Raw genomic sequence first — 25857 nt, forward strand, 5'->3', positions numbered from 1 at the left:
ATTCAGTATTTAAGTACGAATTTATCGAACAAGCCGCTACAATTGCGCCGAAATTTAATCAACTCTAGATTGCTGGTATGTTTTCTGCGCTAAATCCGCCTAAATACGAAAAAAATCAATCCATTTGGAGCAATTTAAATCGAACGTCTCTAGCGTTATCGATAGTTTCCTATGCGACTAAAACACCTGCTCGTTATATTGCTGTCACGCAAGATACAGCCAGCGCGACTTTATTAGAGCAGGAAATTCTGAGCTTTAGTAAAGGAAAGAAAAATTGTCCTTTAGTCGTACATTTTCCCGACTGGGAAACACTGCCCTACGATCACTTCTCGCCTCACGCCGATATCATCTCCGAACGTTTAGAAGCACTCTATAAAATAAGCACGAACGAATCGGTGATTGTTATTATCCCGATTACCTCATTAATGGTGCGGCTGTCTCCGAAGGGTTTCCTAGATGGACGAAGCTTAATTCTAAATTGCGGTGACCTACTCGATATCGAAGCGAGCCGAACTCGCCTTGAAGACGGAGGCTATCGCAGAGTCGACACTGTATTAGAACACGGTGAATACGCCATTCGAGGTTCGATCATCGACATCTTTGCGATGGGTGAAAACGAGCCTTATAGAATTGATTTGTTTGACTCAGAAATTGACAGTATTCGAACTTTCGATCCGTCGACACAAATCACCACAACCAGCGTCGAGAATTTAAAGCTGCTGCCTGCGCACGAATTTCCGCTGGATCAAAATGGCATTAAAATCTTCAGAGATCACTGGCATTCTACGTTTGATGTCGACCACAAATCGTGCCCTATTTATCAAGATATTTGCGACGGAATCTCTCCCCCAGGCATCGAATATTATTTGCCGTTATTTTTTGAAACCATGGGAAGCTTGCTGGATTATTTCCCCAAGCCAACCCAAATTTTCACACTCGGGAATTTAAGCGAAGCCGCCGACGCTTACTGGGCTGAAATTAATGCTCGGTACACAAATTTAAACGTCGATCCAAGACGTCCATTACTCAAACCAACGTCAATTTACTTTACCGTTGAAGAGCTTTTTTCCCGCTTAAAAAGCTATGATTCAATTAATGTCTCCGAAAAAAATAACGGTTTAAAAGCGGCAACCCAACCACTGCCTGCACTGGGAATCGACAATCAATCGGACCGCCCTTTTAAAGCTTTAGAAAACTTTGTAAAAGGTTTTAAAGGCAAATTGTTATTTTGTGCAGACACCGCCGGACGTAAAGAAATATTAATTGAGCAATTACAAAAAATTAGTATTAAACCCGAAACCGTCGACGATTTCTGGCAATGCTTAGCGTCAAAAAATGCAATTAACATCGCTCAATGCCCGATAGAAAAAGGCGTTATTTTAGATGCCGACGACTCCGCCATTGCATTAATCGCAGAGTCCGATTTATACGGAACACGATTAGCACCCACTCGACGCCGAAAAAAATCGGTTGATGCAACAGAACAAGTCATCAAGCATTTAACCGAATTGGCGATTGACGCACCTGTCGTTCATATTGATCACGGCGTTGGGCGTTACCGAGGTTTACAACTCATTGAAAGTGACGGCCAGGCCAGTGAATTTTTGACTTTAGAATACGCTGAAGAAGCAAAGCTGTACGTGCCGGTTGAAAACCTTCACTTAATCAGCCGATACAGCGGAGCCGATCCCGATCTTGCCCCACTCCACCGTCTCGGTTCAGAAGCGTGGAGCAAGGCAAAACACAAAGCTGCAGAAAAAGTTCGCGATGCCGCCGCAGAACTGCTCGCCATTTACGCGCAACGCGCAGCACGTCGAGGTACCGCCTTCCCCGACCCGGCGGAACATTACCAACAATTTGCGGCGAGTTTTCCGTTCGAAGAAACCGAAGACCAGCAAACCGCCATTGACGCCGTCATTGGTGACATGCTTTCCAACCAGCCCATGGATCGCCTCGTATGTGGAGATGTCGGCTTCGGTAAAACCGAAGTCGCCATGCGAGCAGCGTTTATCGCCGCCATTTCAGGAAAACAGGTCGCGGTCATGGTGCCAACCACCCTGCTCGCTCAACAACATTTCGATAACTTTAATGATCGTTTCGCCCAATGGCCCGTCCAAGTTGGCTTGTTATCCCGATTTCAAACCAACACCCAAGCAAATAAAACCCTGGAGCAAGTTAAAGAAGGTACCATTGATATTATCATCGGCACGCACAAGCTCATTCAATCCGATGTTAAATACCGTGATCTAGGCCTGGTGATTATCGACGAAGAACACCGTTTTGGCGTTCGCCAAAAAGATCGCTTTAAATCCCTACGCGCCGAAATTGACGTTTTGGCAATGACAGCAACACCGATTCCACGAACGCTAAATATGTCGATGCAGGGCGTGAGAGATCTGTCCATCATCGCCACACCGCCAGCGAAACGCTTGTCGGTTAAAACCTTTGTTCAAGAAAACCAACCCGGCATTATTAAAGAGGCGATACTTCGCGAAATTTTGCGCGGCGGCCAGGTTTATTATCTGCACAACGAAGTAAAAACCATTGAAAAAGCGGCGCGAGACATCGAAGAACTCATTCCCGAAGCGCGAGTAACCTTTGGCCACGGACAAATGCGAGAACGCGAATTAGAAGTGGTTATGGACGACTTCTACCACAAACGCTTCAATGTCTTGGTTGCAACCACAATTATTGAAACCGGGCTCGATATTCCCAACGCAAATACCATCGTTATCGACAGAGCCGATAAATTCGGCCTTGCACAACTTCATCAGCTTCGCGGACGCGTTGGTCGATCTCACCACCAAGCGTACGCATATTTGTTAACGCCACCGCACAAGAAGCTCACGCAAGACGCAACCAAGCGCTTGGAAGCAATCAGCCAAGCAACGGAACTCGGCGCCGGCTTTACACTGGCAACACACGATTTGGAAATTCGTGGTGCGGGTGAATTACTGGGCGAAGAGCAAAGCGGGCAAATTCAACACGTTGGCTTCTCGCTTTATATGGATATGCTCGATCGAGCCGTCAAATCCATCAAATCCGGCAAACTTGAGGTTGAATCTATCGAAAACCGCGAGGAAACCGAAATAAACTTAAGAATTCCCGCGCTAATCCCAGAAGATTATCTCCCCGATGTTCATTTAAGGTTGATGCTTTATAAGCGTCTAGCCAATACCAGCAGCGAACAGGAATTAAATGACCTTCAAGTAGAAATCATCGATCGCTTTGGATTATTACCGGAACAAACCAAAAATCTCATTCGGGTTAATCGTTTGAGATTCACCGCCGATGCCCTAGGCATTAAGAAAATTGAAGCCAATAATCGTCAAATTAAATTGGACTTTAAAGCAAATACCGAAGTTGACCCGCTAACCATTGTTACTTTAGTTCAGAAGTTTCCAACTAAGTACCAAATGGAAGGCGCAAATAAATTTAAATTCCTGGATACTTTGGATAATCCGGAGTCTAAACTCCGAGGCGCAGAACAGCTTCTGAATACGTTAACATCGAAATCCAAATAGATACGATTAGACAAATATTTATGAAAACACACCAACTCACAAAAACTGCCTGTGACAACAGCCAACAACAACGGCTTTTGAGAAGAAAATCGCCACAAAAATTTGCGCTGCGTTTTCTTCAACTCTCACTCGGTTTTTTATTCGTTAATGGCGACGCCCTAGCGCAATCAGATTCTAACAACGAACGTTGGTATCAAGTTGAATTGCTGGTTTTTTCCCAAACCTTAAATCCAGCAGACGCGGGAGAAATTTGGCCAACCGACATTGCTTTAGCCTACCCTCCCGGAACAGTATTGCTTACCTCCGGTGAAGAAATTCAATTACAGGATTCTGATAACCCAGAAACTACCGCTGGCAATTTACTGGATAATGACGCCAACACTCTCAGTAGCGAGGCGGAAATTAACAGCAATTTATCGTTAAGTAACGATTTAACGTTAAACGCTGAAATTAAACCGCAATTGCCGCAAGCATTTACGCATTTAGCCGAGGATCAACTGTCACTGACTGCACAAAAAAATCGACTTGAGCGCAATAATCAGTATCGAGTGCTGAAACACATTGCTTGGCGACAGCCTATTTCAGAAAAAACCAACGCTAAATCAGTTGTCATTACCGGCGGCGACCAATTTGACGATCACTTCGAATTAGAAGGAACAGTATCGGTTAGCGCTTCACGTTATTTACATTTGCAAACCAACTTGTGGCTTACTCAATTTTATCCAAACCTCGGCACGGACGAATCCACCAACCTGTGGCCAGACCTCCCAGAAATACCAAAACCTATAACTGACACTATTAATCTTGCCAACAGTAACGATTTTTCATTAAATACTGATTCTGAAAATCTTTTTGACCCACTTGGAAATTTTAATTCCGGTTTAAGTGACAATACTTCGTTCGCAAGTTTTGGCACTGGGGAGAATGTATCTCTAAAACCGTATTTAATTGACCAAATTATTTTATTGTCACAATCGAGAAAAATGCGCAGCAACGAGCTGCATTATATTGATCACCCCGCCATTGGGGTTTTAGCAAAAGTTACTCCCTGGGAACCAGAAGCTTCAAACAGTAGTGAATTTTAAAGTTTTACATTGTCGAATTTTGAAAATTTGAATACAAACAACAAAATTATAAATAAAATTGGTAAAACTGGTTTATCGCAGGGAGGCTTACATTAAGGAGCTTAAACGTGGATAACGTTAAATTTTATAAATGCTTAGCGGATGATACTCGCCTACAGTGCATACTGTTGATTCACCAAGAAAAAGAATTGTGTGTTTGTGAACTCACTGAGGCACTCGGCACAATCCAACCTAAAATTTCTCGCCATTTGGCACAGTTGAGAAGTTCTGGCGTATTGCAAGATCGCCGACAAGGCCAATGGATTTTTTACAGCATTCACCCAGAATTACCCAGTTGGGCAAAAGACGTTATTGCCACCACTCACACAAACAGCTTTGACTATTTGCAGGCCTCGACCGAGCGTTTGCGTGTTATGGGCGAACGTCCCGATCGCCAAGCCGCTTGCTGTTAGCGCCTTTGTCCTCACACAGCTATTCACAATATACGTTTTTTCGTATACATTTGACCTATACTTTCTTAGCGTATAGGTCAATTCGTGAAAATCTTATTCATTTGCACCCACAATCGTTGTCGCAGCGTCCTCAGTGAAGCCATCACCAATCACCTTTCTGACGGCTCCTTACAAGCCTTTAGCGCAGGTAGCCAGCCTGTCGGCGAAGTGCACCCACTGACCCTAAAATATTTACAAGAAGCAGGCATTTCTATCGACGGCTTGGCCAGTAAATCCTGGGATAAGTTCGAATCAGACCAGCCTGAGCTTGTGGTCACAGTCTGTGATAGCGCCGCTAACGAAGCCTGCCCAGTGTGGTTTGGAAACACCATAAAGCTGCACTGGGGTTTATCAGACCCATCAAAAATAACCGGCTCAGAAGAAGATGTAGCCGCTGCATTTCGCAGTACGATTAACATCATTCACAATCGAATTAAGGCACTGCTTGCCTTGGATTTAAACGCCCTAGCCCCCGATCAAAAAATCGCAGAACTCAACCACATTGCCGAGATCAGCTAAATGGGAATTTTCGAGCGTTACCTAACCGTTTGGGTCGCCCTGGGTATTTTAGCGGGCGTTGTTCTGGGTAATTTTCTTCCTGGACTCTTTCAAGTCATTGCCGGTTTAGAGTTTGCCCACGTCAATATTCCCGTCGCTATCCTTATTTGGATCATGATCTACCCAATGATGGTTCAAGTGGATTTCACGTCCATCAAAGACGTCGGCAAAAAACCCAAAGGATTAATTTTAACGCTGTCGGTCAATTGGCTGATTAAACCCTTTACGATGGCCGCTTTGGGCGTTTTATTTTTCCATTACATTTTTGCAGACTTCGTCGATCCGCAAACCGCCAACGAATACATCGCAGGTATGATTTTGCTCGGAGTGGCACCGTGTACGGCCATGGTATTTGTCTGGAGCCAACTGACCAAGGGTGATGCGAACTATACTCTGGTTCAGGTTTCGGTGAATGACATCATCATGATTTTCACCTTTGCTCCGATTGCTGGAATTTTGCTTGGCGTTACCGATATCACCATTCCTTGGCAAACGTTAATATTATCTGTCGTCTTGTATGTGGTTTTACCGTTAGTTGCGGGCTTTCTAACACGTAAACATTTTGACGGCAGAACAGACGACTTAAACGCGTGGATTCATAAATTAAAACCGGCATCCATTGTTGGTTTAATTATGACCGTTGTATTACTGTTTGCTTTTCAAGCAGAAGTGATGCTGAAAAAGCCGCTCGACATTGTATTAATTGCCATTCCACTGATTATTCAAACCTACGGTATTTTCTTTATCGCGTACTACGCGGCTAAGAAAATGCGATTACCGCACAATGTCGCCGCGCCCGCGTGCATGATTGGAACATCAAATTTCTTTGAACTCGCGGTTGCTGTTGCTATTTCACTGTTTGGTTTGAATTCGCCAGCGGCACTGGCCACGGTAGTGGGTGTACTGGTTGAAGTCCCGGTCATGTTGTCATTGGTCGCCTTGGCGAACAGAACACGGCATTGGTTTGCCTACACGTAACTTAACTCCAGAAGACTCAATAAACCAAAAAAAACCGGCGCTAGGCCGGTTTTTTTATTTACGGAAAGATCACACCAAACTTTTGCTGACAACCTCATAAACATCTTTCGACAAATCAGCAACGAATTGAATACGTTTAAGCTCTTCAATCATTAACGCTTGTCGTTGTTGCGTTTGCTTTTTCCATCGCGTTAACGGCGTTAACAATCGCGCAGCAATTTGCGGGTTTAATGCATTCAATTCAATAATTTGATCCGCTAAGAATTTGTACCCCGAACCATCAATGGCATGGAAGCAGACAGGATTATTGGCGAAAGCACCGATTACAGAGCGAACTTTATTCGGGTTTTTCATTGTGAACGCCGGATGCTCCATTAACGCTTTTACCTGCTCCAAGGTATTTGGATGAGCTTTAGACGCTTGAACCCCAAACCACTGATTCACCACTAACGCTTCCTCTGACCACTGCTGATAAAATTCAGCCAATGCTTTCGAAGCGTAACTTTCTGCCAATTCAGAATCCGAGTGAACCAAAGCACTCATTGCAGAGAATTGATCAGTCATATTATTGGCCGAGCTAAATTGCTCGTAAGCAACACCAAACCATTGCTCCTGACCACTGGCGACCAAATACGATAAACACATGTTCCGAATTGAGCGTAAGCCAATTTGTTCAGCATCAGCCTTATAATCCACCGTGGCCGGTGTTTTCTGCCATCGCTGCGCAAACGACCCACACAATTCTTCAGCGAGAGTCTTTTTCAATTGAGCACGGCACTGATGAATCGCATCAACATCAATTTCCTCAGCCAATTCCGCTAAATACGATTCGCTCGGCAAACTCAACATATTCGCGACCATGGCTGGATCAAGATCATCGTCTTTTAACAATCGGTCGAACGCCGCGACTAAATTAGGATCCACAGCAACTGGCTTTTCAGATTGAAGACCCGACATCAATTCTTGAATAACCTGAACACACAACTGTTGACTTGCTTCCCAGCGATTAAAACCGTCTTCATCGCTAGACATGATCTTAATGAGCTGATCGCGGGAATAATCGAACTGCAATTTTACCGGAGCCGATAAACTTCTCAGCAGCGAAGGTACAGGTTTTTCAGAAACGTTGGAAAACTCTATACATTGAGTTGACTCAGTAATTTCAACAACCGTATCCGTGACACCGGAAATTCCCAAATCACTAATTTCCAACGGTAAAGGTCCAGACTCACCCAAAAGCCCCAAACGCACAGGAATTAAATACGGTTTTTTATCCTCAGATTTAGCTTCCGGCGTATCAGGACAAGATTGAGCGAAGGTTAACGTGTACTTTTGATTTTCAGCGTCGTAATTATCAGCAACGTTTAGAACAGGCGTACCAGCTTGACGATACCATGTCATAAATTGGGTAAAATCTTTACCGCTGGCTTTACTCATTGCACTGATAAAATCATCAATCGTCGCTGCCGTGCCGTCATTTTCGGCAAAATAAATATCTGAGCCCTTTCGGAAAGTTTCAGCACCTAATAAGGTGTGAATCATTCGAACAACCTCAGCGCCCTTCTCATAAATAGTTAACGTATAAAAATTAGATATTTCAATAAATGACGGCGGCTGTACCGGGTGAGCCATTGGGCCCGCATCTTCGGCGAATTGCAGCGTTCGCAAAACATTAGCGTCTTCAACACGCTTGACCGTTCTCGATCCCATGTCCGCAGAAAATTCACTGTCACGGAAAACAGTAAACCCTTCTTTTAAACTTAGCTGGAACCAATCGCGGCAAGTCACTCGGTTGCCACTCCAATTGTGGAAATATTCGTGAGCAACAACAGCTTCAACCCGCTGAAAACCAGTATCGGATGTAGTTTCTGCTTTCGCCAATACACAAGAAGTATTGAAGATATTTAATCCTTTATTTTCCATTGCCCCCATATTGAAATCATCAACGGCAACAATCATGAAAATATCGAGATCGTATTCTCGACCATAGACGTCTTCGTCCCACTTCATGGCATTTTTTAACGACGTCATTGCGTGGTCGCACTTATCCAAATCTTTGGGCTCAACAAAAATTTTTAACGCAACGTCACGACCTGATGATGTGGTGAAGGTATCGTCTAGCACCGACAAATCACCCGCCACCAAAGCGAATAAATAGGCCGGTTTTTTGTGCGGATCGTGCCACGTAACAAAGTGACGATTGTTATCCAACTCGCCTTTTTCAATCGGATTACCGTTGGATAATAAAATAGGATACAGCGCTTTGTCGGCCTCAACGGTGGTTGTGAATTCACTCATTACATCGGGTCGATCGAGGTAATACGTAATTTTTCGAAAACCTTCCGCCTCACATTGCGTGCAAAACATGGAGCGCGATTTATAAAGACCTTCTAAAGAGGTGTTTTCTTGAGGATTAATTTTTCCAATGCACTCAAATTCGAAAACATCCGGCACGGAAAAAACCGTGAGCGATTCTGGATTAACCTGATATTGTTCGTCGGTAAGTTCTTCACCGTTTATCTTCAAACTCTGAATTTCAATATCTTGACCATGAAGCTCTAACGCCGCACTTTTATTTTCTGACTTAGCGTTTCTTTCGAACTGTAATTTACTGGTTACCAGAGTTTCTGTAGGTTCTAAATTAAAATGAAGTTCAGTTTTGGTTATTTGAAAATTAGGAACTTGATAATCTTGTAGACGAATTACCTTGGGTTCTGCATCTCTCATCATCTAATCCTGTATTCGATTATGGGTTTTACAATCATTTAATGATTGGGAATAAGTGATTGTTTTGACTGGGGCGTTAGCGTTAAAGCACTACGCTAACACTTGAATATTGAGGTTGTAACCTGTGTATTTGCGTAAATTAATGACGCCAGTATCAAAAATTAAATACTGGCCCTTAACACCTTTCAATACACCTTCGGCTTCTGGAATTTTATCCAAATTAAAACTGGTAATTTTTTTAGGGTATTCAGCCACAGGAAAATCAAGCGTCACCACGGTGCTGTTGGATAATCGCTCAAGACAATCAGCACCAAATCGATCTTCAAGTTCGGCCAATTCATGGGCACATTTTTCGAATAACTGATCTCTTAGAGATTCCAAATCGAGGGGTTCAGCTTTATTTTTCAGCATGTTTCGCCAATTGGTTTTATCGGCAATATGTTCACGCAAGGCATCCTCAACAAAGCCCGCCTGTTGCCGCGTTGCAACACGCATAATTGGCAGTGCTTGTTCAGCCCCCTGATCAATCCAGCGCGTAGGAATTTGTGAAGCGCGTGTAATCCCAACTTTAGCGGCTGTGGTATTGGCTAAATAGACAATGTGATCAGTCATGCAATTTCGCTCACCCCACTCGGCATCACGACAGGTTCCGGCGAAATAGTGACAACGCTCAGGGCTCATAATGCATTGATCGCACTGCGGCAGAACTTTCATGCACCGAAAACAATGACCTTGAGAGAAGCTCTTCTTGGTTTTTTTACCGCAAGCAATGCAATGAATTGCACCAGGAAACGTGATTTTTAACGTTTTTCCGATGCAGTCATTCAAAGCAAAACTGTGTTCATCAAGCGCAATTTGGTATTCAACTTTGCCATCACTGGCCAATTTCGCGGGCATTTTCTTACAGCTGCCCGATAAATCATGAAAAACGCCCATGTATCAAGACCACTTCAAAGGCGCGGGTTCTTCAGGCTTTGACTCCGTTTTCTTGGAACCACAAGCAGCTTTTGGCGGCACGTAACCGGTTCTCTCTTGCTCCGGGAAATGCTCCTGCTCGTAGGCGATAACCAATTGTAGGCTGTTTTCCTTCTGCTCTTTGGTTAACTTTTGGCCATTTGGCCATTTTCCCAATTCAATCGATCGTTTGAGGTTCTCGTATATTTCAGGGGTAACGGTTTCTAGCAAGTCTTGAATATTCATATCAACCTAACATCAAATTTTTAGATCACTGATCTCAGTGTCTTAATTATTAGAATCGTTCGTCTCTCGTGAGGAACTTCTGTTTAATCTCGAATGGATAAAACCGAAGATAATACCACTAATTACACCGCCTAAATGAGCGCCATTGGCGACTTCTGCACTGGCAAATAAGGTAATGATTGGTGTAAAGCCCAAAGCCAAAAATACCAACAAGAAAATAATCATCGGTAAGGGAATACACAGATTTGAGCGCGGGTGGTTTATCTGCCACATCCAGATGTAACCGACAAGCGCATAGACAATTCCCGACAATCCGCCAAAAAAGGCAATCCCATACCAACTGGCCTGCAATAAATTCGACAAAACACCGCTGACTATCGACAAGCTCAGCAACACAGAGCTTCCTTGTATGAGCTCTATTTTACGGCCTAAAAACCAAAACAGCGCACAGTTAAAAGCCACATGCATGAAATCAAAATGAATAAATACCGGCGTAAACAGCCGCCAAAGTTCACCATTTTGAAGATCTTGATAAACCGATACCAAATCTTTTTGAGCAATAATAACTTCGTGAAACGTCAAAAGATTCAAAATCGGCCCGGCTCCCGATTGCGCTAACTTAAACAGGAAAAACCCGAGAATCCCTAAACTGACAAAACTAACAGTCACCGGAAATTGCCGTATATCACGCCAATAGGATGCCCAGTCTATCATTGGCGTTGATCGGCCACCTGAGATACCAGAACCGCTATTTCCTGACGGGTTCATCATGGATGTTTCAGAGCTACGATCCAATCGGTCAAAAACTTCTGGGCCGTCATCAGACATAAGATCAACAAGCTGCTTAACCTTTTCGACATCCTCTGGATCAACCAACCAAAGCACCTGTAACCCTTTGGTTTGCTCTTCGGTAAAGCGGTGAATAATGCCCTCTTGCGTCAAATATCGATCAAATGGCATTAAGTCGTAGGAAAGAGGAAATGCGACAGCGGCAAACCAAGCACTCATACGCTCGCCTCGGTTATCGACGGTAATGTAGGCATCAGTGGATCGGTAGCTTTCGCCAATTGCAGGTGGATAGGTATCCCAAAGAAAGGCTTGATGATAGGCCCCTAATTAAAGTTCTGTTCGTTGAACCTATTGACAAAATCCCTACTCGCAAGTTCTTTTGTCCGCATTTTTGTATCTTAGAGTGCTTGCGGACAAATTCAAAATAACAGCGTAAGAATTTTGAGAAGTTATTTCCAATACTAAACGTATTGAACCTAATCTGGCTCGGGGTCTCGCCACTCGGGAGGATCAACGTAAATCCAGGTGAACTTTTCTTCGTCTAACACGGGTTCACCGTCATAACGGTAAGCCACTAAGCGACCAAATTTAACGGCGCTGTAGTCTAGACAAGCAATATTGGGCCGAATGGGTTTCGGCTTACCCTGCAACCAGTAGTGACCAATAAACAGAGGAACTTCGTTTTGAGCGTAGGTGAGCAAGCGGGACTTCTCGTCTGTTGACAGAGCCTGGTCTACCAAATCTTCTGGCAGCGGGTCTGGCTGAAAGACGACGTCTGAGTAGGTTTGAGGATTTTCCGACCAAAACTTGGTTCTAAAAAATCTGCGTTGATAACCGTCTTTACTGGTAATCACTCGACCGTCGGGCAACGGTAAATCGGTGCCTCGGGTCAGACGATCCATCAACCGACCCTCAAAGGATTGGCGATCGACCGATCGGGTGATAAACCGTGTATTAACCTTATTTGTGGCGTACTTTTGCAAGTACTCCTTGATCAATTTGTGGTCCCAACAGGCGTGAACCACTCGAAAATGCTCAAAATCAATGAATAAGGGCAGCGTCTTAAACCACTCGATGTATTCTCGCCACTCTTCTGGGTATGCAGCAAATTGCTCCAGCGTCTCGGCAATCAAGCGGTTGTGGTGTTTATTGTGTTCGCGAAGATACGCCCTGCCCAGCGATTCTGGAGCCGGCGTGCAGTAACCGACCGCGTTGTACTCATGATTTCCCATGATGCACACCGCAGACTCACCTTCAACCATGCCATACACAATTGCCAGCGCTTCTCGAATGTGAGGGCCTCGATCGACAATATCGCCCAAAAATACCGCTAAACGGTTTTTGTGTTGCCAGTAACCAGACTTCTCGGAATACCCTAATTTAGTCAGCAAGCGCCGCAAGGTCTCAGCACATCCGTGGATGTCACCTATTATGTCAAAACCATCATATCTGTCGTATTCGTACGTCGTTAACATGGGACTGCTTGCTGAATCTGAAGTCGGTGTTATTTCTGAGTTTTACAGAGCTAAGGTAAGATTTTATAACCAATTATACTATCAAGTACCAGTGATAAGATCGGTAAGCACTACATTATCAACGCCCGACGACTTAGCGTCGAGCGCTTAATGATGAACTTTAGTCGCAAAGCTTCAGATTAACTCGGGGTGTCTCTATTATTCATCGTCAGATGCGAAAGAATCTGTAGGAATGTGGCTCCCCCAACCCAATTTTCGACGGCATGTCTCATAAAAATCATGGTTTGCAGGGTGCACCAGCGTGAGCTGATTGGCTTTTTTGCTGACTCGAACCTCGTCTCCGGGCTGAGTAACAACGTGAGCTTGGCCATCGCAAGTAATGTGAGGAAACGCTGTGTTCTCTGAACCGACAATCAACCGCAGCGAACTTTGCCCCGAAATAATCATTGGACGACTGCTGAGCGTATGAGGATTAATCGGCACAAGCTCGATTGCATCAAGCTTTGGATGCATCAACGGGCCGCCACCGCTTAAAGCGTAAGCAGTTGAACCTGTCGGCGTTGAAATGATAATGCCATCCGACCGCTGGCTGTAAACGAAGGTATCGTCCACGTAGAGCTCAAACTGAATCATGCGGATGAACTTACCAGGGTGCAAAACAACATCGTTTAACGCCGTACCCCGGCTTATAACTTCACCGTCACGTACCACGTCCATTTCCAAGAGGAACCGGCTCTCGCATTCGTATTCACCGTTCAAAACAGCACTGACTTCCTGTTCAATCTCGGCCGGTGAAATATCGGTTAGAAACCCTAATCGTCCACGATTAATTCCCAATAACGGCGTGCTGTGGTCACAAACAGCGCGCGCGGCTCCGAGTAAACTGCCATCGCCACCGACAACAATCACCAGATCCACAACTGCACCCAAGGATTGTTTATCGACGTGTTTTGCTTCCAAATTGACAACACTGCTTGCTGTATCTGAATCTAACACCGATTCAAAACCGTTCGATTTCAGAAACTGATATAAACGAGCGACGGTTTGAGCGGCTAATTCACTACCAGGGCGTCCAATTAAGCCAATGGTTTTAAAAGCTTGCTTCATTATTTCAACCTAAATACAGGCATAGAGGTTCAATCCTCCGGTGAAACCATTTCTTATGATCAAGTGTTTGAATATCGCCTTTCACACACTTTTTCTTATTAGCGATCAGACCGTTGGTATTCAATACTCAAATACTTCTGCATAACCTAATTGGTAGAATTTGCTACAAATCAGTATGCAATTACCCGCAATTGTAAAAGCAAGTATAGTGTTTTACCAACAATAAAGATTTTACGACGATAATTACGATGCTCACGTTAAGACAACGACAACTGCTGTGGATGATTTTTTCACCAGAATTACTCTCTCTAGCGCCGTCAGGTGACAGCCAGCCATTTCAGCTAACAAGCGATTGTCATCAAATCAAATCACTGATTGATAAAACATTATGCAATTCAGAATTACTCAACCTAAAACCCACAATTCGGTTAGGCTTGCTGTTTGAAGCGCTCTTGCACTTTTACCTGTCAAATCTGCAAAACACAACCAACACAGAAACTACTCACCTGTTCAATCACATTATTACTCGCTTGCAGCTCAGCACTCGCACAAAACCTAAAAGAACCCTAGGCGAATTCGATTTTATTTATTCTGATAACAGTACAGCCAATACATACCACCTAGAAACAGCGGTTAAATTTTATTTAGCGGATTGTCGCGTACCAACAGATTTATCGGAAACCCCTACCTGGATAGGCCCCAACAGAAATGATCGGCTGAATTTAAAAATCGACAAACAATTTAATCATCAGCTTGAACTGAGCCATCGACCAGAAGCCAAACAACTGCTAAGCGAAAATGGCATAACGGACAATATCAAGAAAAAATTTTTACTGAAGGGAAGAATTTATTTACCTTATTCCGATATTTTTACAAAACACGAGCAACAATCGAGCTTGCTTCCAAAAACGGTAAACCCAAATGCGGAACTGGGATACTGGGTAAATATTGGAGAAATAAATGAATTATTAAAAAATCTTGATTACGCTAGAATTATTAATCGCCAAGAATGGCTAGCTTACGAATCGTTTTACTCGGAATTTTTATTTAAAAACTGCCAGCAATTAATTCAAGAAAAATTGGGAATACCTCGCGACCTTCCTATCAATAAGGAAACCAACGTTTCTATTACCGAACACTATGTAAATTTACATAACACATCTAGCAATAAAACATTTGTAAATCAACTCAGAGATAAGCTAGTTTACGAAAAGAAGCCTTTTCAAATTTGCGGTATCAAGCACTCACAATTGAATGATAACTTCCAAATGAATTATTACTTCATTGTTCCCGACGATTGGTCAGCAATCACCGAACCTTCATGCAACCAATAAGATTGAGTAGTGATGTAATCAAGCGGCACTAGATCTTTTTCAGATTTAGAAATCAAACCCCTGAGACCTTCAGCTAAAGACATTGCTTTAAAACCCAACTTACTCAGTGCGGATGCTCCGGCATCGCTGCGGAATGCGGTATCCGAATAGAGCACATATTGAATGTCTTTATCCAAACGGGGAATGTGCAACGGCAGTAAATCCAAAGAAATATTCACGGAATTTTTGAGGTGGCCAAATTCGTACTCTGGCGCTGTTCTCACATCTATAAGTACGTAACGCTGCTTTGAATCTAATTTGTTCAGGTTTGACAAAATTAAATCACTGCTAACTTGATCAGAAGATTCTTTTTTCATTAACGGAAAAAAATCATCTTTGGATAAACGCATAAGCACACCGTTTTCAATCATCGTTACGGTTGCATTACGTTGAGTTTTATTCACTAGAGCATCTTCACCAAAGCATCGCCCAGGCCCCAAATAAGCGACGGTCTTTTGGGTATTGGTCTCAGGGTCTATGACATCAACCCGCGCTTGACCTTCCTTGATGAAAAAACAAGCGTTACCGATTTCACCCTGGCGCACCACAATATCGCCTGAACTCACCACCTTGGGAGTTAGCTTGGAGAATATTTCAGAAACGTTGGTGGGAGGTACTTTAAAAAATAAATTCGAATCTAGGATAAAGTTTATCCATTGCGCATCTTCATCACGACTGGGATCACCTGCAATTTGTACCCGTTGAAATTCTGCCATTTGGCTCCAGCACAATTGTTTGCGAAGCTCATCTAATGGAAAAATAATTAATTCGGAATCGATGATTGCCGATATTTTTGCCGGCAAAAAATGCTGGTAAGCCAGAGGTAACAAGTTACCATTCGCATTGACTGTTTGTTCACTACCGTCAGCGTGGCTTATGACTACCTCACCAGAAAAAAGATAGATAAATACGTCACCGCCAAATTCACTCGATTCAACGGTAGATCCGGTAAACAAGAAATGGCTTTGTACCCTTTCCACCAAATATTCCAAGTGTTGTTCTGGAATACCCTGTAAAGGTACAAAAGAATGCAAGCTCTCAATTTTCGTTTTCATATTGCTTAGCGCCACAAAAGTAATGTGCGCACTATTCCACACCTTAATTCAATCTTAGCGTCCCTGATCCATTTTGATTTGGTCAGATAACTCAACCAATAGAAGCTTAATCACACGTGATTATTGAATTGGTCATAACCACGTCGCCCCTGTATTCCTCCCGTATGAATGACGATTACTCGTTCACCCTCACGTATTATCCCGCGATCAATGCGTGCCTTAATCGCAAACAACACTTTAGCGGTGTATACAGGATCAAGCAAGATTTGATGCTCGTTTTCAAAGCATTTTATAAATTCTACAAGCTCGTCAGTTATTTTTGCGTATCCGCCGAGATGATAATCATGATGAACCTGCCATTTTATTTTTGAGGCAGGTTCTAGTTCTGCAACAAACGCTGAAATCGCTTGTGTTAAGGTATTCTCACCTTTTAGTGCACTGATTCCGTGAACTTCAAATGTAGGATCTAAACCACAAATAACGCCTGCCATTGTTGTGCCGGTGCCACAAGCGAGATAAACCTGTACCGGAGAACAATTCTGTCTTTCATTTGTTTGAACGAGCGAATTCCACTGGCGCCTTATTGACTGACCAATCAAAAAACACCCCTTAACTCCGGCTGAATTTGCACCACCTTCAGGAATTATATAGGCGTTGGAATAACTGTCTTTCAACTTTAATTGATACTGTTCAGAATCTTTTTGCTTCCACGTATTTTTAGAAACAAAAATAAGCTCCATTCCTAAATTACGACAGTCAATTAATGTAGGGGTTAGATTGTCAGCATAAAAACCCCGAATAATTCCAACTGTAGTAATTCCTAGCAACTTACCCACTTGTGCAAGAGCATGAATGTGGTTCGAATAAGGGCCACCAAAAGAAATTAAATAATCTGGCGTTTGATCGCGTTCAACTAAATTATAAATTAGCTTATACCATTTATTCCCAGGGCACGCCGAATGAATTAAGTCTTCTCGCTTAATCCAGACACTGACACCACGCTCTTCGGCATAACGCCAAGGCAACTCTTGCAGAGGAGTACTCTTAATAAATGACAGTAAGGAATCGTTCACGGGAAAAATAATAAAATAAATGTTATTCGAATAAACCCGCCAACTATCACATTGACAAATCAATCCAATGATTTTCTATTTTTATAAATACTTAAATTCAATTAATCAAAAGCTATTAGAGTCTGAATTTAAAACCAAACAACCCTTTCAGCTAAATTGACCCAAAATAGAAAACAAAAACCGCCATAAGCATTTTTGAATTTTAGAATGCTTATACTAGCACATAATATTGAATTAAATAAAAATAAGAATTAAGAAAACTATTCTTTTATAGAATAACACTCGAAATGGGATGTTATACGGTAGACGTCATTAATAATTTTAAACGAGAGTCAATAAAATTAAATTGAAAACAGAACTCAATTCACACTTGAAAGAGTTCTTTTTGACGCATCTCACAATTTTTATTATTTATTGTTCACCGCATTGAGTTTAATCACATTATTGTGACAGTGATCACTGCAACGATCACTTTCTCCTGGATGAAAATCTAACGGTGAGGTAACTCGGGTAATAGGCACACCACAGACACTGCCGTCTTTTTGAAGCGCTTGACAGGTAGGCGTTTTGAAATGAGCCAGCCAAGCTTTGTAGGTGGGTAAAGAAACACCGCATTTTTGCGCTGCAAATTCGTCCGGATTCGACATGTAACTGGCAATCTCATCTTTGGAGACATTCAGATGCCCCAAACCAGTTTGATACGCGACAAAGCTAATACCGGCATCGACAATATCTTGCAGAACGTCTTTGCTTTTGTCTTCTTGCAGTTTATCGCGTTCGCGCTGTGCTTGAGCCAATTCGTCGGCGAGATTTTTCTGATGCTCAGAAAGATACATCAGCTCAATCTCACGCATTTGCAATTGTTCTTTTAAATCTTTTGTCGCTGCCTGGATTTTGGTTTCGGATTCAACCTCAAAATGACGATTCAAAATGGATATTTGCTCGTCACCTACATTTTTTACGCTCTTTAATTTTTCTTCGAAGTATTCCCGAACATTAGCCATCTTTAATGATTGGTTATCAATCGTAAGTTTTAATTCAGAAACAAATCGTTCTTGAGCGGCAAGATCGGTTTTCAGCGATTCGATTTCAGACTTATGAAGATCAACCCGACGTTGATGCTCCAAATTCAGTTGATCAATTCTTTGCTGATGCCGATTTTTTAACGTAGCTAATTGTAAACGTTGTTTTTTGAGCGTGTTAGCTAATCGGTTACGGAAACTTTTTTGATACTTTTCACGCAACTCATCTTCGATTTCTAATATTGAAGATTTTTCGTATCGACGCTCGTCGACAGCGTTTAATGTTGGAATATTTTCCTGAATCGGTTGAACCGCAATCGGATTCGGCTGCACAGGCGCCTGCGGCACATAGGTTAAACCCAACCGATTTTTCGCGATTACCTTTTTTAAGGCAGCAAAATTATTGACCCCCGGCGTCATATCCGGGTCCCATAAACTTCGCTGCAACCAGGGCAAAGAACATTGAGTGTAGCAAGACAGTTTTATCGGACCTGCACCAAGATCAGGACCATGGGCAGCACTCTCAACCAATTGAGAGAGAGGAACATTCCAAGATTTATCAGGAAAACCTTCTCTATCAAAATTGATTCGAAAAAAAACCGCTGCTTCTATCAATAACTGAGGATTGATTTCTAAATAGACCGCCGTCGATTGTGACTGAGCCAGTTCAGGAAGTGGAATAAACGAATCAAGCACTGCTTCAAACTCAGAAAACAGCATTTCCCTTTGCACTTTATTGTCTTTCATAAAGACAACGGCTTGTGCATTTTCAACAATGGAATGATTCATGGACCACCGAACTAGGTTTACAGCACACATCAAACTTAGCGCTGATTAAGAATTTACCCTTAAATTATATAGTGATTAAGCGACTATGAAAGTTAGAAATACAAAAGAAGTCAGCATATTAGCAAAAAAAAATTGCCAATCTTCAACTTTTTAACCGATTTTACTTTCACGTAATAAATACAAATCACTAATGAAGGACAAACCACAATTACTAGAAATTAACACGTCACTCACATTAATTGATGGTAACGAGTTAACGTAAAGTAATGTGAGATGATTACGCTAAATATTATCAACCAGCAGCTATCATAATGATGTGACTGATTCAACATTCACAATAAATATTTTTATGCAGCGCGTCACATTATTCAGTATAGCCATAAAAGCTCGACTGGTTACCCTAATATCGGCCAATGACAGCAGATAGATTCACACCAAAACTCTTAGAATACTCAAAGAACCGCACGATGAATTCATTGCACGCTTAGATAATGGCATTTTCCGTAAAAACTAAAATTATTGCATTTAAGCGCCAATGATTTGGCTTAATAAGACAATTAGAATAAAGCGCGGATCAAACTCAGGATGAGCTCGGCATGCACCATTTGAATTCACTTTGACAGAAAGCACACCCAAACGAGAATTAGAGGTATTTTGAAATTAAATCAGAAGAGCAACAATGAAATGAAAAAGAGATTAGATAAAGCGCGAACTCAAAAAGCCCAGACTAACATCATCAGAGAAAAACATTAATAAAGAATACTGCATTACAACGGCGATTCGCTGAAACTGAAACTTCAGTTTCAGCAATTAGTGGTATTACATCTCATCACTATCAACAATGTACTCATCATCGTCGTCGAGTGAGAAATCAATTTCCAGTAATTCTTCCATATAATCTTGCATGTTTAGTTTCCTTCTAATGATCTAGTATTTTTATACTTTTCTTATCTTTAAATATCGATTAATTCTGATCAGGCTACTCAAAGTAAGTTTCATCAAGATGTCAAGAGTGTGAACTGGATATTTCAATTCGCCAAATTAGTCGAAATATTCAACAAAAGTGGTAATTTATCGGCGTTTTTTAACAAAGGTTGAGTAACAAACGGCAAAATAGCGGCAGAAATTTGGGCAGAAATGAACCAAACCCTCAAATGAGGCCTAACCTATCGCAAGATCTATATAAGACAAGATCTGTAAGAAGAGGATCTGGGATGCTAGAAAGATAGAACCAGCCGCTACAAACTTGTCGAAAGTAGCGGCTAAATACTGAGTTGCTTTAACTCATTTTTGGACTCAGTTATATAGGAATGACATATTTGGGAGACTTATTGTTTAAGCAACGATTATTTAAATAACATAGTTTCCAGTTACTGAGTTTCCTGATAAGCCCACTGCAACCAAGGCATCAATGCTTCCAAATCCGAAGCTTCAACAGTGGCTCCACACCATATTCTCAAACCATCCGGCGCATCTCGGTATGACGCAATGTCGTAGGCTACATTTTCTGAATCCAGCAAAGCAACCATTTTCTTTATTTGCTCTGCCGATGCATCAAGCTTTAAGCAAACACTTGTATTAGATACCGTTGCTGAATCTTCCGCTAGAAAATCTATCCAAGGCGTAGCATCGACAAAACCCTTAATCACTGCCAGGTTTTGCTCACTCTTACGAATTAAAGAAGCCAAGCCACCCAAACCAGACACCCAATCTAAAGCATCCAAATAATCCGCCACACACAACATCGAAGGCGTATTAATGGTAGAGCCTTCAAAAATCCCTTCGATTAACTTACCACCCTTGGTTAAACGGAAAATTTTAGGTAACGGCCAAGGCGGCGTGTAAGACTCAAGTCTTTCAACAGCACGCGGACTCAGAATAAGCATTCCATGAGCGCCCTCGCCTCCGAGTACTTTTTGCCAAGAATAAGTAATCACATCCAATTTATGCCACGGAAGCTCCATAGCAAATACCGCGGATGTAGCGTCGCATATGGTTAATCCGGTGCGATCATCAGCGATCCAATCACCGTTGGGCACCTTAACGCCAGAAGTCGTGCCATTCCAAGTGAAAACCACATCGTGTTGAAAGTCGACCGCGCTTAAATCAGGAAGCGAACCATAGTCAGCCACCCTAGTTTTGACGTTATCTAACTTCAATTGCTTGGTAATATCAGTAACCCAGGTGCTACCGAAAGATTCCCAAGCCAACACGTCAACAGGTCGTTCGCCCAACAAATTCCACAACGCCATTTCAACGGCACCGGTGTCTGACGCAGGCACCACACCGACTCGGTAACCCTCCGGCAAACCTAAGATTTTGGCGGTATCAACGCATGCGCGGTTTAAAGCTGCCTTTCCTAATTTACCACGATGAGAACGGCCTAACGTCGAAATATCGAGCTGTTGTAAATCGTAACCGGGCCGCTTACTGCAAGGACCCGAGCTAAAATGCGGGTTCTGTGGTTTAACTAGAGGTTTAGGCAAACTCATGATAATTCAAAATCCTCGATGAAAAATTGTACACGCCCCGGCTTATAGCTAAACCTTGGCGATGGAACTACAGGTTGGCGATAGTATTCGTATGCGATAAAGCAAGCAAGAAAAACCCGCTTAAGCTGCGTACTACTGGTAGCATAAAGCGCGTGGATCGACCGATACAAACTGAACGTCGCGTAATTGTAAGCTAACTTATAATAAGTACCTTGAGAAATACCTGTGTTGAAGCCTTCGCCTATTAAAACCTTCAAAATTAGCCAATTTATTGAGGCATTTGCCTACAGTCGCCAAGCCATTGAATTGGTGTGGAGCACCTCGCGCAAGCTAACAATTGTATTAATGATTGCAACCTTGTGTGCAGGCTTATTGCCGGCATTAATTGCCATACTAGGACAGTACATCGTCGACTCCGTTGTCAGCGCTCATGAATTACGATTAACGGATGACGCCGAGAAAGCACAAACTACCGCTATTTATTGGGTGCTGGCAGAGGCCTGTGTCATTGTTGTGCTGGCCGCGAGCCAAAGAGTAATTTCTGTTTGCCAATCGTTATTGAGAGCCCAGCTGGGAGAAAAGGTCAATGTGTTGATCTTGGAAAAAGCCCAGACACTATCGCTTTCACAATTCGAAGATTCAGAATTTTACGACAAGTTAACCCGAGCACGCAGAGAAGCCTCTGTTCGCCCTTTGGCGTTAATCAACAAACTGTTTGGATTGCTGCAAAATAGCATCTCTCTCATAAGCTACGGAATTATCTTGTGGCACTTTTCGTTTGTTGCCCTCATTATTCTTTTTATCAGTTCAATTCCTGTATTTATTTCCGAAGCCAAATTTTCCGGCGACGCCTTTCGCTTGTTTCGCTGGCGCTCCCCCGAAACACGTCAAAAAATTTACTTAGAAACACTATTAGCTCGCGAAGACAGCGCCAAAGAAGTTAAGTTATTTCAGCTCGGAAACACACTGCTCAAACGCTATCAAGATATTTTTCAAAAGCTGTATGAAGAAGATAAAAAACTGACATTACGACGCGACTTTTGGGGTTGGGCACTGGGCAATCTGGGAACCCTCGCCTTTTATTCGACGTATATTTGGATCATTATCGCTACAATTCAAGGCAGCATTTCTCTCGGCGAAATGACCATGTATTTATTGGTATTCAAACAAGGACAATCAGCCATTAGCGCATCGCTGACTGCCATCAGCGGTATGTATGAAGATAATCTCTACCTACACACACTCTACGAATACTTAAATCAACCCGTAGAAAAACACCTGGGTACAACAACCATTGGCGAAATAGCCAACGACGGTATTCGATTTCACGACGTTTCGTTTCAGTACCCCGGCTCAGAAATAAAGACGATAAAAAATCTAAATTTGCACATTAAACCAGGGCAAAAATTGGCTCTGGTTGGAGAAAATGGTTCCGGAAAAACCACATTAATAAAATTGTTAACGTATTTATACAAACCTACCCACGGAAAAATCACCTTTGACGGTACGGATTTAAATGACTGGCACATACCGACACTTCACAAAAAAATGTCGGTTATCTTCCAAGATTTTATGAAGTACCAATTTATTGTGGGAGAAAACCTTGGTGCCGGTAATGTCGATAAATTTAATGACACTTCCGCCTGGAGCGATGCCGCAGAAAAAGGTCTTTCCGCAGCATTTATTAACAACCTCAGCGATGGCTATGAAACCCAACTCGGACGTTGGTTTAAAGGCGGGCAAGAACTCTCCGGAGGCCAATGGCAGAAAATCGCCCTGTCGCGTATGTTTATTCGCCCCGATGCGGAATTATTGATATTAGATGAACCCACATCGGCCATGGACGCCAAAGCTGAAGCAGAAATATTCAGCCAGCTCAGTAATTATACCGAAGATAGAATTGCGATATTTATTTCTCATCGCTTTTCAACGGTCAGAACAGCCGATCACATTATTGTACTAAAAGACGGAACCATCGAAGAACAAGGTAGCCATGAACAACTGCTAGCACTCAATAAAACCTACGCGCACTTGTTCAAACTGCAAGCCAAAGGTTATCAATAATCAACGGCGTGAAAAGAAGAAAAAACTGCGGCAAACAAACTGTCGCAAAAATAACAAGACAAAATTCAAGAATTGTGGCGTACGACCGAAAATTAATAGGTGAGCTTTAATAGCTCCTCCCTCACATTAGGTTGTTGTAGAGTTATTCCGATGGTTATTGATAATACAACCACTGCGGCTAGCGATTAGCCGCAGTTTTTTATATCGTCTTCAGAAGAGCAGCCTACCCAATAAAACCCTACGCACAGAATCTAGTACTATGGAATCTAACCCAAATGATTCTAACTCAATTCTAACTCAATAAAGTAACGTGTAATATTTACGTTGATATTGTATAGCGAGAGGATCGCCCTTACCGAGAGCGGCTAAAATATCGAGGTAAAATTTCTTGGCATTACCGTCATCAAAATTTAGATCCGATTTTAATACCGAATACAATAACTCCAACGCCTGCCCATGCATTTGGCTCTGATGGTACTGAACTGCAAGTTGCATTTGTAATTGTTTATCATCAGGAGATTGTGCTAACGCCTGTTCCAGAGCGTCAATCTCGGGATTCTTCGAAGATTCTTTCTGCAATTCAAGACGTGCTTGCAATGCGCGATAAGTGTCGTCTTGATCAGCCAAACCAATTCCGCTTAGAGCAGATTCAGAGTCATCCAACCGGTTAAGATGAAGCAACACATCTGCTAACGCAAAAACAATGTTCGTTTGGTTACCCGAATCAGTTACCGCTTTACGTAAAATAGGCAAAGCATCATTGAAGTTTTCTTCATTTATCAGCTCTTGGGCTTTCAATAAATCTAAATCCCAAGCCTTCGGTAAATACTTATCCAACAACTCACGAACCGCCGATTCAGGTTGAGCACCATTAAAGCCGTCAACCGGCTGCCCGTCCTTGAATACCAATACAGTCGGAAGGCTTCTTACACCCAATTGAGTCGCAATCATTTGCATTTCATCGGCATTCACCTTAGCCAGCAGGAATTGACCATCGTATTCATTGGCCAATTTTTCCAATATCGGCATCAACGACTTACACGGCTCACACCAATCTGCCCAAAAATCCACCAAAACGATTCGATTAAAAGACTCATCAACCAATATCTGCTGGGCATTGGTTTGATCGATATCGACTATGTTACTCATTACATACTCCAAAACTAGTTAACTCACTGATTTATAAGGTCTTAAAGTAGCTATTACAAGCCCCAACAGTCGCTTATTCCAGAATAAACGCAATTTTTATAAACCGCGCCGAATGACCTTTCAAAAACAGGGTTAATAAAGGCTGGAAACAAAAATCGTAATAAAGGTGAGAAACGTCGCAGAAAGCTAATAACGACAAACTGAGTACTCATTAAGAAATACGTTTGAATAAGAAGAATAATTCAGTAACGAAGGGTATAAATATTGGGTGAAATTTCGATTAAATAATGATTCAAAAAATCACATAATAAACAATCAAAAAATTAACCAATTAAGTTAATAAAAAAATCCTTAAGCAACCTCTGATTAATATAAAAGAACAACCATTATAAAAACGTCAATTATTTCAACTCGTTATAAATAAAAGCTGCAAAGCTCATAGCGATTAATTGACACTTTTAAAATTGTGTAAGAAAAACAACGAATAAGAACACAACTTAAACACCCATATAAAAACTAGCGGGCTTATACCGGTAAATTGAAACAGCTTTTCACGATAAAATTTAAAATGAAGTTGCATAATCTCCATATTATGCTCTACTTATAAATAGCAACAACGTGATATTTTATAAAGAGGACTTCTGTTATTTCAGTAACGATTAAACCTTCCGAAATCTTTGTATAAACAACTCCCTCGCACGAATAATCTACGTGAATATCGGCTTGCACGTAACACTGCTTGATGTAAAACAAACCCGACTTTAATGTTTTAATATTTAATTATGTATAGATTTTTAAATTTTAGTAATGTTATTCTTTAGCAGCAAAGACGTTAAAAATATTAACAAAGCACACTGTTAATTTTTTCTGTTGCATAACAGTGCAAAACTATTAAATTCAATACTT

The 25857-nt window shown here is 42.1% G+C and carries 18 protein-coding genes; 7 read left to right on the top strand and 11 right to left on the bottom strand.

The genetic code is table 11. The features are described from left to right. Positions 1–77: 77 nt before the first annotated feature. From mfd to arsB, 5 genes are all read left to right on the top strand, one after another. Positions 78–3524 carry a transcription-repair coupling factor gene (gene mfd, locus LU361_RS16400; protein WP_233089972.1) on the top strand — a complete coding sequence of 1149 codons (3447 nt, stop codon included), beginning with the start codon at positions 78–80 and terminating at the stop codon, positions 3522–3524. Between the two features lie 20 nt (positions 3525–3544). After that, positions 3545–4609, top strand: a complete 1065-nt coding sequence (locus LU361_RS16405; protein ID WP_233089973.1) for a CsiV family protein — start codon at positions 3545–3547, stop codon at positions 4607–4609. Positions 4610–4716: 107 nt separating this feature from the next. Beyond that, positions 4717–5061, top strand: a complete 345-nt coding sequence (locus tag LU361_RS16410) for a metalloregulator ArsR/SmtB family transcription factor (RefSeq protein WP_233089974.1) — start codon at positions 4717–4719, stop codon at positions 5059–5061. Positions 5062–5145: 84 nt separating this feature from the next. Then, on the top strand, positions 5146–5619 hold the full coding sequence (locus tag LU361_RS16415; RefSeq protein WP_233089975.1) for an arsenate reductase ArsC: 474 nt from the start codon (positions 5146–5148) through the stop codon (positions 5617–5619). Next, positions 5620–6636: an ACR3 family arsenite efflux transporter gene (gene arsB / locus LU361_RS16420; RefSeq protein ID WP_233089976.1), complete on the top strand. Its 1017-nt coding sequence runs from the start codon at positions 5620–5622 to the stop codon at positions 6634–6636. Positions 6637–6705: 69 nt separating this feature from the next. Here the strand turns inward: arsB and pepN are convergent, their stop codons facing one another. The 6 genes from pepN to LU361_RS16450 all read right to left on the bottom strand — a co-directional run bounded on the left by pepN (position 6706) and on the right by LU361_RS16450 (position 13934). Continuing rightward, positions 6706–9363, bottom strand: coding sequence for an aminopeptidase N (pepN, locus tag LU361_RS16425; RefSeq protein ID WP_233090044.1), 2658 nt, complete (start codon positions 9361–9363; stop codon positions 6706–6708). Between the two features lie 90 nt (positions 9364–9453). Further along, on the bottom strand, positions 9454–10299 hold the full coding sequence (locus tag LU361_RS16430) for a DUF2797 domain-containing protein (RefSeq protein ID WP_233089977.1): 846 nt from the start codon (positions 10297–10299) through the stop codon (positions 9454–9456). Positions 10300–10302: 3 nt separating this feature from the next. Then, the gene (locus LU361_RS16435; RefSeq protein WP_233089978.1) at positions 10303–10563 is read right to left on the bottom strand and encodes a YeaC family protein; all 261 of its coding nucleotides are present in this window, start codon (positions 10561–10563) and stop codon (positions 10303–10305) included. Between the two features lie 42 nt (positions 10564–10605). Then, positions 10606–11571: a rhomboid family intramembrane serine protease gene (locus tag LU361_RS16440; RefSeq protein WP_233089979.1), complete on the bottom strand. Its 966-nt coding sequence runs from the start codon at positions 11569–11571 to the stop codon at positions 10606–10608. A 257-nt stretch (positions 11572–11828) separates the two neighbouring features. Continuing rightward, positions 11829–12827 carry a metallophosphoesterase gene (locus LU361_RS16445; protein ID WP_233089980.1) on the bottom strand — a complete coding sequence of 333 codons (999 nt, stop codon included), beginning with the start codon at positions 12825–12827 and terminating at the stop codon, positions 11829–11831. Between the two features lie 198 nt (positions 12828–13025). Further along, on the bottom strand, positions 13026–13934 hold the full coding sequence (locus LU361_RS16450; RefSeq protein WP_233089981.1) for an NAD(+) kinase: 909 nt from the start codon (positions 13932–13934) through the stop codon (positions 13026–13028). A 248-nt stretch (positions 13935–14182) separates the two neighbouring features. Between LU361_RS16450 and LU361_RS16455 the strand changes: the two genes are divergently transcribed. Beyond that, positions 14183–15268 (top strand): DUF1853 family protein, encoded by a 1086-nt coding sequence (locus tag LU361_RS16455; protein WP_233089982.1) that lies wholly within the window; start codon positions 14183–14185, stop codon positions 15266–15268. Here the strand turns inward: LU361_RS16455 and LU361_RS16460 are convergent. The 4 genes from LU361_RS16460 to LU361_RS16475 form a co-directional block, all read right to left on the bottom strand. Beyond that, positions 15211–16362 (bottom strand): cyclic nucleotide-binding domain-containing protein, encoded by a 1152-nt coding sequence (locus LU361_RS16460; RefSeq protein WP_233089983.1) that lies wholly within the window; start codon positions 16360–16362, stop codon positions 15211–15213. The genes LU361_RS16455 and LU361_RS16460 overlap by 58 nt on opposite strands. A 110-nt stretch (positions 16363–16472) precedes the next feature. Further along, entirely contained in the window at positions 16473–17435 is a 963-nt protein-coding gene (locus LU361_RS16465; protein ID WP_233089984.1) for a 1-aminocyclopropane-1-carboxylate deaminase/D-cysteine desulfhydrase, read from the bottom strand. Between the two features lie 407 nt (positions 17436–17842). After that, positions 17843–19246, bottom strand: coding sequence for a hypothetical protein (locus LU361_RS16470; protein WP_233089985.1), 1404 nt, complete (start codon positions 19244–19246; stop codon positions 17843–17845). 1370 nt (positions 19247–20616) lie between these two features. Then, positions 20617–21738 (bottom strand): phosphoserine transaminase, encoded by a 1122-nt coding sequence (locus LU361_RS16475; protein ID WP_233089986.1) that lies wholly within the window; start codon positions 21736–21738, stop codon positions 20617–20619. A gap of 225 nt (positions 21739–21963) precedes the next feature. Between LU361_RS16475 and LU361_RS16480 the strand changes: the two genes are divergently transcribed. Further along, entirely contained in the window at positions 21964–23802 is a 1839-nt protein-coding gene (locus tag LU361_RS16480) for an ABC transporter ATP-binding protein (protein WP_233089987.1), read from the top strand. A gap of 297 nt (positions 23803–24099) precedes the next feature. Here LU361_RS16480 and trxA read toward each other — a convergent pair whose 3' ends face one another. Continuing rightward, entirely contained in the window at positions 24100–24951 is an 852-nt protein-coding gene (gene trxA / locus LU361_RS16485; protein WP_233089988.1) for a thioredoxin, read from the bottom strand. Positions 24952–25857: the final 906 nt, after the last annotated feature.

Source organism: Sessilibacter corallicola (genome assembly GCF_021290925.1).
Taxonomy (GTDB): Bacteria; Pseudomonadota; Gammaproteobacteria; order Pseudomonadales; family Cellvibrionaceae; genus Sessilibacter; species Sessilibacter corallicola.

Bases quoted from the DNA above. Each gene is read 5' to 3' on its own strand.
- arsB (WP_233089976.1), top strand. From the start codon at position 5,620: ATGGGAATTTTCGAGCGTTACCTAACCGTTTGGGTCGCCCTGGGTATT.
- LU361_RS16475 (WP_233089986.1), bottom strand. From the start codon at position 21,738: ATGAGTTTGCCTAAACCTCTAGTTAAACCACAGAACCCGCATTTTAGC.
- LU361_RS16435 (WP_233089978.1), bottom strand. From the start codon at position 10,563: ATGAATATTCAAGACTTGCTAGAAACCGTTACCCCTGAAATATACGAG.
- pepN (WP_233090044.1), bottom strand. From the start codon at position 9,363: ATGAGAGATGCAGAACCCAAGGTAATTCGTCTACAAGATTATCAAGTT.
- LU361_RS16445 (WP_233089980.1), bottom strand. From the start codon at position 12,827: ATGTTAACGACGTACGAATACGACAGATATGATGGTTTTGACATAATA.
- LU361_RS16460 (WP_233089983.1), bottom strand. From the start codon at position 16,362: ATGAAAACGAAAATTGAGAGCTTGCATTCTTTTGTACCTTTACAGGGT.
- LU361_RS16470 (WP_233089985.1), bottom strand. From the start codon at position 19,246: ATGAATCATTCCATTGTTGAAAATGCACAAGCCGTTGTCTTTATGAAA.
- mfd (WP_233089972.1), top strand. From the start codon at position 78: ATGTTTTCTGCGCTAAATCCGCCTAAATACGAAAAAAATCAATCCATT.
- LU361_RS16405 (WP_233089973.1), top strand. From the start codon at position 3,545: ATGAAAACACACCAACTCACAAAAACTGCCTGTGACAACAGCCAACAA.
- LU361_RS16440 (WP_233089979.1), bottom strand. From the start codon at position 11,571: ATGAGTGCTTGGTTTGCCGCTGTCGCATTTCCTCTTTCCTACGACTTA.
- trxA (WP_233089988.1), bottom strand. From the start codon at position 24,951: ATGAGTAACATAGTCGATATCGATCAAACCAATGCCCAGCAGATATTG.
- LU361_RS16430 (WP_233089977.1), bottom strand. From the start codon at position 10,299: ATGGGCGTTTTTCATGATTTATCGGGCAGCTGTAAGAAAATGCCCGCG.
- LU361_RS16455 (WP_233089982.1), top strand. From the start codon at position 14,183: ATGCTCACGTTAAGACAACGACAACTGCTGTGGATGATTTTTTCACCA.
- LU361_RS16450 (WP_233089981.1), bottom strand. From the start codon at position 13,934: ATGAAGCAAGCTTTTAAAACCATTGGCTTAATTGGACGCCCTGGTAGT.